The sequence below is a fragment of the Sphingobium sp. TomTYG73 genome, from assembly GCF_055394245.1.
Window position 1 is genome coordinate 863,917 of the sequence record NZ_AP027340.1, and the last position, 14,332, is coordinate 878,248.

Sequence of the window (14,332 nt, forward strand, 5' to 3'; positions counted from 1 at the left end):
ACGGTGTTCAGCATGAAAAGTCTGCCTTCCTCAGAGCCCCTGATACGCGCTGATACATTCCGACATATTGCGATGCACAATGGCACATGTTCGGCCTTTTCAAACACCTGCCAAGAAGCGAATAGGGGGCGTCGGAGCCGGTCAGATAGCTGGCCCGTCCTTCACCCGGCGCTCCCCTCCCCCTGCGCCGGGTGAAGTTTCCCCACTGCTGGACTCCCCACTGGATAACCTGCCGCCATGCCGCTGCGCTCTGCACTCTCTTCATCCCGCTACGCTCAATTAGGCGCGGCCATTTGTTTGCTCGCCACCGCATGCAGCCAAAGCAAACCGCCTGAGAAAAAGCAGGTCGAAGTGGGCGTAGTCACGCTTCAGGCGCAGGACGTTACCGTATCGACAGAGCTACCCGGACGCACCGCGTCGACGCTGATGTCTGAGGTGCGGCCTCAAGTTGCTGGCGTCGTTCAAAAGCGCCTCTTTACCGAAGGCTCCTATGTGCATGCGGGCCAGCCATTATATCAGATTGATCCATCCCTCTACCGCGCCTCTCGCGATGAAGCGCAAGCTTCGCTAGCCAATGCGCAGGCGACAGCGGTCGCGGCTCAAGCCAAGGCGCGCCGCTATCAGGCGCTCGGGCAGACAGAGGCCGTGAGCGCGCAGGAGCGGGACGACGTGGTCGCGGCTTCGCGACAAGCAAGCGCCGCCATCCAACAAGCGCGCGCGTCACTTCAGACTGCCAGCATAAGCCTGCGCTTTACCGAAGTGCGGGCACCGATCAGCGGGCGCATTGGCCGTTCATCGGTTACGCCGGGCGCATTGGTTACAGCCAGTCAAGCTGCCCCCCTCGCCACGATCCAGCAGCTTGACCCCATCTTTGTCGACATTGCCCAGTCCAGCGCGCAGCTTCTGGCGCTACGCCGCAATCTGGCTGCGGGTAAGGCATTACCCGCTAGTGCCACTATCCGGCTGAAACTGGACGACGGCAGCGACTATCCGCTTGAAGGCCGTATAGAATTTGCCGAGCCCATCGTGGACCCCAATAGCGGAACCATCACCCTGCGCGCACGCTTCCCCAATCCTGACAGTCTTCTCCTTCCCGGCATGTTCGTACGCGTCGTGGCCCCGCAGGCCGTCATACCCAAAGGCATACTTGCGCCCCAACAGGGGATCAGCCGCGATCCCAAGGGCAATGCCACCGCGCTTGTCGTCAATCGCGCGAACAAGGTGGAGCAACGTACCGTCACCACGGCACAGGCGATAGGCGACAAATGGCTCGTGACCGCAGGCCTCAAGTCCGGTGATCGGCTGATCGTCGAAGGAACGGACAAGGTGAAACCGGGCGATACCGTCCGCTCCGCAACCGTCGGCCAAGGGAGCTAGGTCCTCCGATGCTCAGCCGCTTTTTCATCGATCGGCCGATCTTCGCCTGGGTGATCGCGATTGGCATCATGCTGGCTGGACTTGGCGCCATGCTGTCGCTGCCTATTGCTCAGTATCCAGATATCGCGCCGCCTGCGGTCAACATCAGAGCAAATTATCCAGGCGCTTCGGCCGATACTGTAGAGACAAGCGTCACGCAGGTCATCGAGCAGCAACTGACTGGCATCGATGGCCTGATGTATTTCTCCTCGACATCCACCGCCAATGGCCAGTCGCGTATCACTGTCACCTTTGACAAAGGCACCGACCCCGATACTGCGCAGGTCCAGGTTCAAAATAAGGTGCAGCAGGCGTTAAGCCGGTTGCCCAACGCAGTTCAGCAGCAGGGCCTGACCGTCACTAAATCGCAGACCGATTTCCTGATGCTGGTTGCGCTGTACGATCGTACCGATCGAGCCACCCAGACTGATATCTCCGATTACCTGGTCAATAATTTTCAGGACCCCATCTCCCGCCTGGAAGGTATCGGCGACGTTCAGATTTTTGGATCCCAATATGCCATGCGCATATGGCTGGATCCCTACAAACTCGCCACCGTCAAGCTCATGCCGTCGGACGTCGAAAGCGCGATCCGGTCCCAAAATGTCGAGGTTTCCGCCGGTCAGATCGGCGCTGATCCGGCGCCCGCCGGACAGCAACTGAATGCCACCGTTCGCGCGCGTGCACGCCTCCAGACTCCCGAACAGTTTCGCAACATCATAGTGAAAACTCAAAGCGACGGGTCCGTCGTTCACCTGTCCGATGTTGCTCGGGTCGAACTTGGGAATGAAAGTTACACCTTTTCAGCCGCGCTGAACGGACATCCTGGATCGGGCATCGCGCTCCAACTCGCTCCGGGCGCCGACGCTCTGAAGACCGCCGAACTCGTCAAGGCAAAGGTCGCCGAGCTGTCCACGAACCTGCCACATGGGTACAGCATCGCATTCCCGCGCGATACGACACCCTTCATCCGGCTTTCCGTGGATGAGGTCATCAAGACACTTATCGAAGCCGTCGGGCTGGTCGTCGTGGTCATGTTCGTCTTTCTGCAAAGCTGGCGCGCGACGCTGATCCCTGCGGTGGCGGTTCCGGTCGTCCTGCTCGGGACCTTCGGCGTGCTGGCCCTTTTCGGCTATTCCATCAACACGCTCACACTGTTCGGCATGGTGTTGTCCATCGGCCTTCTGGTCGATGACGCGATCGTAGTTGTCGAGAATGTCGAGCGGCTGATGCACGATGAGGGGCTTGACGCCCGCGCCGCCACAATCAAATCGATGGAAGAGATAGGCAGCGCACTGGTCGGCATAGCGCTTGTCCTTTCAGCCGTTCTGCTGCCCATGGCCTTTTTCGGTGGTTCCACGGGGGTAATTTACCGGCAGTTCTCCATCACCATTGTGTCCTCCATGCTTCTGTCCGTGGTGGTTGCACTCATCCTTTCACCCGCCCTGTGCGCCACGCTGTTGAAATCGGCCAGTGAGGAGCGCCGTCAGCAGGGATGGGCGGGCCGGTTCAACCGCTGGTTTGGGCGCGTGACCGGCGGCTATATGCGGCGGCTTGAGGCAATCATGCATCGGCGCGCCCTCTTCTGGACAATCTATCTGCTTATACTGGGCGTCCTTGCGCTGATCTTCGTTCGCCTGCCGACCAGCTTCCTCCCCGTAGAGGATCAGGGACAGGTCATGGTGCAGATGACCCTTCCCGCTGGCGCCAAGTCCACGCGAACCGCGCAAGTGGTCGAGAGTGTTCGCAGCTATTTCCAAAGCGAAGAAGGAAATAACGTCGGCAACATATTCATCGCTCAAGGTTTCAGTTTTGCAGGACAGGGCGAAAATACCGCGCAGGGTTTCATCAATCTCAATCCTTGGGAAGACCGGAAGGGTAAGACGAACAGCGCGACCGAGATCGCGAACCGCGCTACAAAGCAGCTCGCAGCCGTACGTGATGCGAAAATTCTGGCCATGACGCCGCCCGCCATCCGTGGCTTGGGCCAGTCGAACGGGTTTACCTTCGAGCTGCTCAACACAGGCGGCCTCAGCCGAGACAAGTTCCTGGCCGTGCGCAACCAGCTGCTCGCTGCAGCTTCGCAAAGCCCTCTGCTCGCGGGTGTGCGTGCCGCTACGCTTGAGGACACGCCCCAGTTGAAGGTCGATATCGATAATGAAAAGCTGGCTGTGCTGGGACTTACACAAAATGATGTGGACGATGTATTAAGTTCCGCCTGGGGAAGTAGCTATATCAACGACTTCATTGATCGAGGACGCGTAAAGCGCGTCTTTATGCAGGCAGACGCGCCTTATCGAGCTTTGCCGACCGACATTGAAAACTGGCAAGTCCGCTCTGCCTCTACGGGCGAAATGGTTCCATTCTCCGCTTTCGCTACCACCCATTGGGAAATGGGTCCGACAACTGTGTCTCGCTTTAATGGCCAATCCTCCTATGAAATACAGGGACAGGCCGCACCCGGTGCGAGTTCGGGGGAAGCCATGGACGAAATGGTGCGTTTGCAGCAGCAATTGCCGACCGGAACCAGTTATGCTTGGAGCGGCCTTTCCTATCAGGAACAATTGTCCGGCGGACAGGCGCCCTTGCTTTATTCTCTCTCCGTACTGGTTGTCTTTCTCTGCCTCGCTGCGCTTTATGAAAGCTGGTCGGTGCCGCTCGCAGTATTGTTCGTAATCCCGCTGGGCCTGATCGGGGCAGTCGTCGCCGTTTGGGCGCGCGGGCTGGAGAATAATGTCTTCTTCCAGGTGGGCCTCCTCACCACGATGGGGCTGGCGGCCAAGAACGCAATTCTCATCGTTGAATTCGCCGAATTTGCCTATCGCGATGGCAAGGATGCGATGAGCGCGGCGATCGAAGCAGCCAGGCTCCGTTTCCGACCGATCATAATGACCTCGCTCGCCTTCATTGCGGGCGTTATGCCGCTGGCGCTCGCTCATGGCGCTGGCGCACAAAGCCGCATCGCCATCGGCACGGCGGTTGCTGGCGGCATGCTGACCGGAACCTTGCTTGCCGTCTTTTATGTGCCGCTGTTCTTCTTCACGATCATGCGGCTTTTCAAACCCAAGGGCCATTCATCTGTCACCGGATCGGAGGTGCCCGCATGAGGCGCTTGCTCCCCCTCGGCCTGTCCGTGACGCTGACCGCCTGCAATCTGGCACCCGCATATGAGCGGCCCACCGCGCCCGTTCCGCCCGCTTGGCCAAATGGATCCGCATATTCAACCGCCCTTCCTACAGAAGTGGCAGGTTTGCCCTGGACGGCTTTGGTCGGCGACGAACGGCTGCGTACGATCATTGATCGGGCGCTGATCAACAATCGGGATCTTCGCGTAACTCTGGCCAACCTTCTCGCGGCGCGCGCCCAATATCGCATTCAGCGGGCCGCGCAGATACCTACGGTTACGGCGGATGCCAACGCGACGCTCACGCACCGGAATGACCAGCGTCAGGACAATTACAGCGCGGACATCGGTTTTAGCGCTTTCGAAATCGATCTGTTCGGCCGCCTGCGCAACTTGAGTGAATCCGCCCTTCAATCCTATCTCGCAAGCCAGGAGGGCGCGCGCGCCGCGCGCATCGCGCTCGTGGCGGAAACCGCCAGCGCCTATGCAACGCTTGCTGCGGACCAGCAATTGCTTGCCGTAGCTCGCAATACGCTCAGCAGCGCCGAACGGACGCTCGCGCTTACACGATCGCTCAACGGCGTCGGTCTTTCCGGCAAGCTCGACGTCCATCAGGCGGAAACGATCGTCGAACAGGCGAGGTCCGATGTCGCGGCCGCAGTTACGCAGGTAGCGCAGGATCGCAACGCGCTGGATCTGCTCGCCGGGGCGCCGGTAGAAGAAGTTCTACTCCCGCTGTCACTCTCCACTCTGATCGGCTCGACTGCGCAAGTTCCTGCCGGGATTTCATCAGATGTCTTGCTCTCGCGGCCAGATGTGCTGCAGGCCGAACATCAATTACAGGCTGCGAATGCGAATATCGGCGCTGCACGGGCCGCGATGTTCCCGAAGATCAGCCTGACGTCAGCGATCGGCGTCGCCAGTTCAGCACTGTCGTCGCTTTTCACTGGCGGCGCATTCAGTTGGACAGCTGCTCCATCGGCGAGCCTTCCCATCTTCGGTGGCGGTGTGAAAGCCAATATCGAATATAGTAAGGCGCAACAGCAGGCCGCAATTGCCAGCTACGAGAATGCCATCCAGAGCGCCTTTCGTGAAGTCGCCGACGCCTTGGCACGCGGAGGCACCATAGGCGAACAGCAGCGGGCTCAGCGAGCTCTGGTCGCGTCGAATGAGAATGCCTATGCCTTGTCCGAACAGCGTTATCGGGCGGGTATCGATCCGTTCCTGACAACACTCGTGAACCAACGCTCGCTATATTCCGCCCGGCGGAGCGCGATTGCGACAGACCTTGAACTGTTGCTAAACCGTATATCCCTCTATCGCGCAATCGGTGCCGATTTTTAGGAGTTTACTCGGTTCAGCCCTAACGGTGACGGACCGTATGGCGGGAAGCGCCGCCACCGCCCTCTCCACCAAGTTCGGTCAAACCGGGACGAACTGACTTTAGGTGCGACAGTTTCCTTGCAGTTCGCTTTGACGAAATGAGCTTCGAACCATGCCGCATGCTGCGCGGCATGGCTCGAACCTCACTCGACAGGCATTGGCAGTCCTCAGCTTTGATTATCAGGCGCTGACCTGCACTTCGCTGATAAGGGCCAGTAACTGCTGAGCATGTTCCTTTCGGCAAATGAGCAGGTCAGGTAGATACACATTTGCCTGATTGTAGATCAGGGGACTGCCATCAATTCGCGAGCAGTGCAGGCCATGCGCCTTCGCCACGGCGACAGGTGCCATACTGTCCCATTCATACTGGCCGCCGGAATGCAGGTAAATGTCTGCTTGCCCCAATATCACCGCCATCGCCTTGGCGCCGGCCGAGCCCATTGGAACAAGCTCGGCACCCAGCTTTTCCGCGACCGCGACAGCTTCGGCGGCCGGGCGAGTTCGGCTGACCACCATGCGCAGCTTTTCGGGTGCAGGCGGGATCGGCTGCGGCTGATCCGACCGAACTATTGTACCCTGCCCTGTTCCGGTCAGGTCAAGGCCCGGGAGAGCTACAGCGCCGATCTCCGGCTGTCCATCGATCGCCAGACCGACATGGACCGCCCAATCGGATCGCTCCTCGCCATATTCGCGGGTGCCATCGACAGGATCAACGATCCAGACGCGGCTTTGGCTCAGACGCTCGGCATTGTCCTTCTCTTCCTCAGACAGCAACCCGTCCTCGCCCCGTTGTTCACGCAGGGCGTGAACAAGGAATTGGTTGGCCGTTTGATCGCCCGCCTTGCCCAGCGCCTTAGCGCTGAACATGCCGCTGCCGCGCACCTCAAGCAGGATGCGCCCAGCGGTTTCGGCAAGATGCGCCGCAAGGTCGGCGTCACTCATGCCGCCGCTCATGGGATCAGCCTGGCGACGATGGCGTCGGCCGCTTCCTCGGCGGTCATGGCCGTAGTGTCGATGCGGATTTCCGGGTCCTCTGGAGGCTCATAGGGGCTGTCTATGCCGGTGAAGTTCTTGAGATCCCCGGCACGCGCCTTCTTGTAGAGGCCCTTGACGTCCCGTGCCTCTGCTTCAGCAAGCGGCGTATCGATGTGCACCTCGATGAACTCGCCCGGCTGCATCATCTGCCGCACCATTTCGCGCTCCGACCGGAAGGGCGAGATGAAGGCGGTAATGACGATCAGGCCCGCGTCGGTCATCAGCTTGGCAACCTCGCCCACGCGGCGGATATTCTCTACGCGGTCGGCATCGGTGAAGCCGAGGTCCTTGTTCAGGCCATGACGCACATTGTCGCCATCCAGCAGGAAAGTGTGCCGGTTCATCCGCGCCAGTCTCTTTTCCACCAGATTGGCGATGGTCGACTTGCCCGCACCAGAAAGCCCGGTGAACCACAATACCGCAGGCTTCTGGTTCTTGAGGCCCGAATGGAATTCACGGGTGACATCGGTCGCCTGCCAGTGGACATTCTGCGCCCGCCGCAGCGAGAAGTGCAGCATGCCCGCCGCCACGGTGGCGTTCGTGATCTTGTCGATCAGGATGAAGCCGCCCAGCGTCCGGTTCTGCTCATAGGACTCGAACACGATCTGCTTATCGGTGGACAGATTAGCGACACCGATGGCGTTGAGGTCCAGCGTCTTGGCCGCCAGATGCTCCATCGTGTTGACGTTCACCTGATATTTCGGGTGCTGCACCGTCGCGGTGACGGTCTGCGTCCCGATCTTCAGCCAATAAGGACGGCCCGGCAGCATTTCCTCGTCAGCCATCCACACGATGGTGGCTTCGAACTGGTCGGCAGCCTGCGGAGGATTGTCGGCCAGCGCGATGACGTCGCCGCGCGAGCAGTCGATCTCGTCGGCAAAGCAGATCGTCACCGACTGCCCCGCGACAGCCTGATCCAGATCGCCGTCCAGCGTCACGATGCGGGTGACGGTGCTGGTCTTGCCCGAAGGCAGCACGCGGATCGCATCGCCCGGCTTCACGGTGCCGGTGGCGATCAGGCCGGAAAAGCCACGGAAGTCGAGGTTCGGGCGGTTGACCCACTGCACCGGCATGCGGAACGGCTTTTCCGCGTCGGTCGCGCTGTTGACTTCGACGGTTTCCAGATGCTCGATCAGGGCCGGGCCCTTGTACCAGGGCGTATTCTCCGAAGGGCCAGTGATATTGTCGCCCTTGAAGCCGGAAATCGGCATCGGCACGAAATGCTGAATGCCGATCGAGCGCGCGAATTCGGTGTAATCCTTGACGATACCGTCATAGACCGCCTGGTCATAATCGACCAGGTCCATCTTGTTCACCGCCAGCACGATATTCTTGATGCCGATCAGGTGCGCCAGATAGCTGTGGCGCTTCGTCTGCGTCAGCACGCCCTTGCGCGCATCGATCAGGATGACGGCGAGATCGGCGGTCGATGCGCCGGTCACCATGTTGCGCGTATATTGTTCGTGGCCGGGGGTATCGGCGACAATGAACTTGCGCTTTTCGGTCCCGAAGAAGCGATAGGCCACGTCGATCGTGATGCCCTGCTCGCGCTCGGCGGCGAGGCCATCGACCAGCAGCGCGAAGTCGATTTCCTGGCCCTGCGTGCCGACCTTCTTGGAGTCCGCCTCCAGTGCCGCCAGCTGATCTTCGAAGATCATCTTGCTGTCATAAAGCAGGCGGCCGATCAGCGTGGATTTGCCGTCATCCACCGACCCGCAGGTGATGAAGCGCAGCATCGTCTTGTGCTCATGCACCTTCAGATATTCGTCGATGTCCTCTGAGATGAGGGCGTCGGTCTTGTAAATGGGTTCGTCGAGAGTGTCGGTCATGTCATCTGTCCCGTCATGCCAGCGCAGGGTGGCATCTCGTTGATCTGAAGGAAGGTTCTGCCTTGGGGCCTCAAATCCCGGCTGACGCCGGGATGAGGGCAGAGGTCAGAAATAGCCTTCCTGCTTCTTCTTCTCCATGCCGGCGCCGCCCGCATCCTTGTCGATGGCGCGGCCCTGACGCTCGGAGGTGGTGGTCAGCAGCGTTTCCTGGATGACTTCCGGCAGCGTCTTCGCTTCGCTTTCGACAGCGCCAGTCAGCGGATAACAGCCCAGCGTGCGGAAGCGGATCGAGCGCATTACCGGCGCTTCGCCTTCCTTCAACGGGAAGCGTTCGTCGTCCACCATCAGCAGCATGCCGTCGCGCTCAACGGTCGGGCGCTGCTCGGCGAAATAGAGCGGCACGATCGGCACATTGTTGAGGTGGATATACTGCCAGATGTCCAGCTCGGTCCAGTTGCTGATCGGGAAGACGCGGATGCTCTCACCCTTGTTCTTCTTGGCGTTGTAGAGGTTCCACAGTTCCGGCCGCTGGTTCTTCGGGTCCCAGCCATGCGAGGCGGTACGGAAGGAGAAGATGCGCTCCTTGGCGCGGCTCTTTTCCTCGTCACGGCGTGCGCCGCCAAAGGCTGCGTCGAAGCCATAAAGGTCGAGCGCCTGCTTCAGACCTTCGGTCTTCCACATGTCGGTGTGCAGCGCGCCGTGGTCGAACGGGTTGATCCCGCGCTCCTGCGCTTCCGGATTGTGATAGACCAGCAGCTCCATGCCGCTTTCCTTGGCCATGCGATCGCGCAGCTTGTACATTTCCTGGAACTTCCACGTCGTATCGACGTGCAGCAGGGGAAATGGCGGCGGCGAGGGATAGAATGCCTTGCGAGCCAGGTGCAGCATCACCGCGCTGTCCTTGCCCACGCTGTATAACATGACTGGCTTTTCAGCCTCGGCCACAACCTCTCTCAGAATATGTATGCTCTCCGCTTCCAGGCGCGCCAGGTGGGTGAGCGTTTTTGTATCTGTCATCGTCTTGTCCAGCCTTTCGCAGACCCAGATGACAGAAGGCGCGAATCATCAAACCTCCCAGATGGGAGAGAGATATTTCTTCCATTGCCGCACGACGAAAATTTAATCAGCGGCAAGAGCGCGAGCCGACTTTTCAGGCATTTTGAGGCGACGCTTCGTCTTCACCCAACCTCAGTTCCACCTCATAGCCAGAGATGATCCGCTCCAGTGTTGTGCAATAATCGCCAAGGATTTCCGGTAGCGGTCCCCAATTTTCAGTCTCGTACTCAGGGAGTTGGATCAGCACCTCCCTCCGCATCATGCTGATCGCAGCACCGATCACAACCTGATTTATCTCGATATAAACGTTCAGGGCCACAGCAGGAGGAAGCCCCCTCGCCTCCAGCATCGTGAGTACCCTCTGCGAATAGTCGAACGAATGCTGTTCGGGTTCTTTTCCAATCAGATTGGTGATGAGGTGAGGCAGGGACCGGAAGAGACGATAGGTAACTGTCGCATGTTCGCGCAATATATCCTGCCAACTCTGTCCTTCATCCTTGATCAGCGCTTGCCCTACTAGACGCTGTGCCACGAGTTGCAGCAGATGTTCCCGCCCCCGCACATAGCCATATAGCGTGGCAACACCGGTATTCAGCCTTTCGGCAACCAGACTCATCTCCAGCTTGGCGATGCCGACCTCGCAGGCGGCATCGACAATCATTTCCAGCGTCAGCCTTCGGGGACGCCCTACCGTCCGTTTCGCCTGCCTCGGCATTCCGCTCTCCAAATTCGATTTCAACGCGATTCTAGCGCGCCTGTTTATATTGACAACGATTGCTTGCGCTCCTGCACGAACCGATTGTTCTAAGGGTAGATTATATCGATCGCCTCGTCTCGGCGGTCAGGCGTGTCCGCGCGCCACCGCACCGATCCGGTCGGCCGTTCGAGGCGCCGCCGTACCCGCCCCTCGCCGCTCCCCATGTGGAAGACATTAGCGGCGTCCTCGATCTGGCGGTCGCTCATCGTCATGCGATCGCGCTGGTGCAGATAATCTCCCCAGGTCGGACAATGATAATGTTCGGTCCAGAGTTCGGGATCTGCGATGTCACGTGCCACGGACCAGCCAAAGGCGCCACTTCGCAGGCGGGCGCTGCGCACCTTCTGCATCGCGGCATAGAAGTCGCGCGCCTTGTCAGTATTTACCCGATAATCGATTTCCACGACTATGGGACCACTGCGCGAGGTCAACGCAAGGCCAACCTGCGGCTGATGACTGAGAATGCTTTGTTCCAATCCGTCGGGGAGCGATCGCGCCAACGGAAAGACGAGACCGAGAATGGTGCTGAACACCATCGCTGCCCGCGACATCATCATCGCTTCACCTGTTCCTAGAGCGGTGGCGATCGAGCCCCACAGCCACGCACCCAGAGCGAGCCCACCCGTCAACGCCGAGCCATAGCAGGCAAGCGCGCGCGCCGTGACCCAACGCGGTGCTGACATTTGCACAGCGACGTTGAACTGTGCGACCAGGATCATCCAGGCAAAGCCCGCGACCAGCAGTGCCCCGCAAGTCAGAAGGGTGTAGCTGCTGATCCCGGCGAGGATGATCATTGCGCCCAGCAGTATCGACAGCAGCCGCGCAGCCTGCTCAGGCCGCAGACGCCGACGCACTAGATCAAGCCCGGCCGCGCCCAGCACCGCGCCCACGCCATAGGCGCCCAATAACAAGCCATAGGTGCTTGCCGACCCGTGCAGCAGCTCCTTTGCGATCAAAGGTGTGAGTGCGGACACTGATGCCCCCGCCAGACCCACGACATGTGTGCGGATAAGCACGACCCGGATTGGGGGCGAATGCACCGCATAGCGCACGCCCGAGACGATCGCCCGATCGATCCTTTCCGGGGGCAAGCGCGAAGGCTTATGTTCCCGCTGCCACATCAGGAAGGCAAGGATCAGCGGCAGATAGAAGAAAGCGTTGGCTGCAAAGGCCGCCATTGCGCCCAGCGAGGCAACGATGATGCCGCCGATCGCGGGGCCGAAGCTGCGCGCCACATTGTAGCTGATCGTGCCGAGGGCGATCGCGGCAGGCAGATGCTCGCCGCTTACCTGCTCACCGATCGAGGCTTGCCAGGCAGGCCCATATAAGGCGACCCCCGTGCCGATCAGGAAGCAGAAGATCAGCAATGTCCAGGGAGAGAGCAGTTCCGCACCGGCAAGCAGCGTGAGACAGATCGCCATCAAAGATGCGAAGACAAGGCCAGCCAGCGCCACCTTGCGCCGGTCGAACATGTCCGCGATCGCCCCGGCGGGCAACGCGACGAGCATCAACGGCAGCATGAGGGCCGTTTGCACCAGCGCCACCATCTGCGGCGACGAACTCAGCCGCGTCATAAGCCAGGCCGCACCGACACCTTGTATCAGTTGCCCGAAGTTCGAAAACAAGCTGGCGATCCAGATGGTGCGGTAAGTCCGCTGGCGCAATGGCTCCAAAAGGGCGAAGCGGCCCGCCCCTGAAGGCGCGGTTTTAGCTGTGGTTACGGCCTTGTCGCTCATCTGCCTTGGTCTCGTTTCACGCTGAACACCTGTCTTGTGCGGCACAGGGACAGAATATTGCTGAACGTCCTGGAGTTTTCCAGCAAGGGTTTCGATTTAAATAGACTTATGGCTATCAGGCAGCCGGGGGCTCACGCCAAGTTCAATCGCGACGGAATATAGGGGCGCGCTTTTCGAAGAAGGCAGCGAAGGCTTCCTGAGCCTCTTCGGATTCCAGCATCTGTTCAAAAAGCCGCGCCTCCTCTTCGATCCTGTCGAGCAGCGCGGCGGGATCGCCCTTTAGCAGCCGCCGGGTGGCCGCCAGTGCCTTGGGCGGCTTCTTCATGAGGGTGGCCGCCTTCGCCCGAGCGTGACCAAGTAGTTCTTCGGTGGGTATGACAGTTGTCACCAGACCTGACCGGTCAGCGGTTTCGGCGTCCATGGGTTCACCCAGCAACAGCATCGCTGCCGCCTTTGCATGGCCCAGCGTTGCGGGCGCGAGCAGGCTTGAGCCAGCTTCCGGCACGATGCCCAGATTGACGAAGGGCATGATGAAGCGCGCGTCGGGCGCCGCATAGACAAGGTCGCAATGGAACAGCATCGTCGTGCCCACACCCACGGCCAGGCCCTGGACGGCAGCGATCAGCGGCTTGTCGAAGCTCGCAATGGCGCGGATGAATGCGAATGCAGCAGCGCCACCCTGCGGTCCTTGAGTAAAGTCCTTAAGGTCATTGCCTGCGCAGAAGGCGTCACCCTTTCCTGCGATCAGGACAGCGCCGATGTCGCTCCGCGCCGACGCGTCGGCAAGGGCTGCGGTCATGCTGTCGTACATGGCCGCGGTGAGCGCATTCTTCTTGTCGGGGCGATCGATGTGGATTTCCAGGACGCCGCCCTGTTCGATGATTTCGATCCCGTTGGTCATGACCGCCTCCGTTTCCTAAGCCCCCACTAATGTGTCGATCGGCCGGGCGTCTATCCTTTTTCCGTTAGACTGCCTACAGCCGCGGCATGAGCCGTCTCCGGGAAATCGCCGACCCCTTCCTGCTGCTGCTGATAACCATGGTAGCGCTCGCCTCCTTCCTTCCCGCGCGGGGCGAGGGTGCACATGTCGTTGGCATCCTTGCGGACGCTGGCATTGTGCTGTTGTTCTTCCTGCATGGGGCGAAGCTATCGCGCGAGGCGATCTGGGGCGGGGCGATGGCGTGGAAGCTGCATCTGGCGACGTTGGGAACGACATTCGCGCTGTTCCCGCTGATCGGGCTGGCGACGCAGCAGGTGGAAGCGATACCTGGACAGATGCGAGCGGGGCTGCTGTTCTTGACGCTGCTGCCATCGACGGTGCAGTCGTCGATTGCCTTCACGGCGATAGCGCGGGGCAACGTAGCGGCGGCGGTTGTGAGTGCATCCTTTTCCAACCTGTTGGGGATCGTTCTGACGCCGGTGCTGGTGGCGCTGCTGATGCAGAAGAGCGTCGGGGGGACCGGCGGTCTGATTTCCCTGTCGGCGGTAGAGGGGATTGTATTGCAGTTGCTGCTGCCTTTCCTGCTGGGCCATATGGCGCGGCCGTGGATTGGCGGCTTTGTGTCGCGGCACAGGGCGATGCTGGGGCGAGTGGATCGGGGTTCGATCCTGCTGATCGTCTATTCGGCGTTCAGTGCCGCAGTGGTCGAGGGACTGTGGCATAAGGTGTCGCGGGGAGAATTGTTGTTGCTGGCGCTGTTGTCGATTGCGATTTTGGTGGTGGTGCTGCTGTTTACCTGGGGTCTTGGGCGCTTGCTGGGATTGTCGCGGGAAGATGCGGTCGTTCTGCAATTTTGTGGGTCGAAGAAGAGTTTGGCGACGGGGGTGCCGATTGCCGGGGTTTTGTTTCCAGCAAGTGCGGCGGGACCGATATTGTTGCCGTTGATGTTGTTTCACCAGATTCAGTTGATGGTTTGTGCCGGACTGGCGCGGCGTTATGGAAGTCGTGAAGGAAATGGCGAATAGAACGGGATTTTCCGAAGGTCCGTGAGTTGTT

10 protein-coding genes are annotated in these 14,332 nt (G+C 60.0%); 4 read left to right on the forward strand and 6 right to left on the reverse strand.

Annotated features, from left to right (window positions below):
* Window positions 1-237 precede the first annotated feature (237 nt).
* The 3 genes from ACZ5TH_RS16710 to ACZ5TH_RS16720 are packed head-to-tail and all read left to right on the forward strand — an operon-like array spanning window position 238 to window position 5,884.
* Window positions 238-1,377: an efflux RND transporter periplasmic adaptor subunit gene (locus ACZ5TH_RS16710; protein ID WP_464795370.1), complete on the forward strand. Its 1,140-nt coding sequence runs from the start codon at window positions 238-240 to the stop codon at window positions 1,375-1,377.
* A gap of 8 nt (window positions 1,378-1,385) precedes the next feature.
* The gene (locus ACZ5TH_RS16715) at window positions 1,386-4,523 is read left to right on the forward strand and encodes an efflux RND transporter permease subunit (RefSeq protein ID WP_464795371.1); all 3,138 of its coding nucleotides are present in this window, start codon (window positions 1,386-1,388) and stop codon (window positions 4,521-4,523) included.
* Window positions 4,520-5,884 carry an efflux transporter outer membrane subunit gene (locus tag ACZ5TH_RS16720; protein ID WP_464795372.1) on the forward strand — a complete coding sequence of 455 codons (1,365 nt, stop codon included), beginning with the start codon at window positions 4,520-4,522 and terminating at the stop codon, window positions 5,882-5,884. The genes ACZ5TH_RS16715 and ACZ5TH_RS16720 overlap by 4 nt, the downstream gene beginning before the upstream one ends.
* A gap of 219 nt (window positions 5,885-6,103) precedes the next feature.
* Here the strand turns inward: ACZ5TH_RS16720 and ACZ5TH_RS16725 are convergent, their stop codons facing one another.
* The 6 genes from ACZ5TH_RS16725 to ACZ5TH_RS16750 all read right to left on the reverse strand — a co-directional run bounded on the left by ACZ5TH_RS16725 (window position 6,104) and on the right by ACZ5TH_RS16750 (window position 13,237).
* Complete coding sequence (locus ACZ5TH_RS16725) at window positions 6,104-6,865, reverse strand: 3'(2'),5'-bisphosphate nucleotidase CysQ (protein ID WP_464795373.1); 762 nt, start codon at window positions 6,863-6,865, stop codon at window positions 6,104-6,106.
* A gap of 8 nt (window positions 6,866-6,873) precedes the next feature.
* Window positions 6,874-8,787 (reverse strand): sulfate adenylyltransferase subunit CysN, encoded by a 1,914-nt coding sequence (gene cysN / locus ACZ5TH_RS16730; RefSeq protein WP_464795374.1) that lies wholly within the window; start codon window positions 8,785-8,787, stop codon window positions 6,874-6,876.
* Window positions 8,788-8,892: 105 nt separating this feature from the next.
* Window positions 8,893-9,804: a sulfate adenylyltransferase subunit CysD gene (cysD, locus tag ACZ5TH_RS16735; protein ID WP_464772819.1), complete on the reverse strand. Its 912-nt coding sequence runs from the start codon at window positions 9,802-9,804 to the stop codon at window positions 8,893-8,895.
* A 133-nt stretch (window positions 9,805-9,937) separates the two neighbouring features.
* On the reverse strand, window positions 9,938-10,504 hold the full coding sequence (locus tag ACZ5TH_RS16740) for a TetR family transcriptional regulator (RefSeq protein ID WP_464795375.1): 567 nt from the start codon (window positions 10,502-10,504) through the stop codon (window positions 9,938-9,940).
* A gap of 143 nt (window positions 10,505-10,647) precedes the next feature.
* A complete protein-coding gene (locus ACZ5TH_RS16745) occupies window positions 10,648-12,336 on the reverse strand; it encodes an MFS transporter (RefSeq protein WP_464795376.1) in 1,689 nt (562 codons plus the stop codon).
* 142 nt (window positions 12,337-12,478) lie between these two features.
* Window positions 12,479-13,237 (reverse strand): enoyl-CoA hydratase, encoded by a 759-nt coding sequence (locus ACZ5TH_RS16750; protein ID WP_464795377.1) that lies wholly within the window; start codon window positions 13,235-13,237, stop codon window positions 12,479-12,481.
* Window positions 13,238-13,323: 86 nt separating this feature from the next.
* On the opposite strand from ACZ5TH_RS16750, the gene ACZ5TH_RS16755 reads away from it, so the two are divergent.
* Window positions 13,324-14,301: a bile acid:sodium symporter family protein gene (locus tag ACZ5TH_RS16755; protein ID WP_464795378.1), complete on the forward strand. Its 978-nt coding sequence runs from the start codon at window positions 13,324-13,326 to the stop codon at window positions 14,299-14,301.
* Window positions 14,302-14,332: the final 31 nt, after the last annotated feature.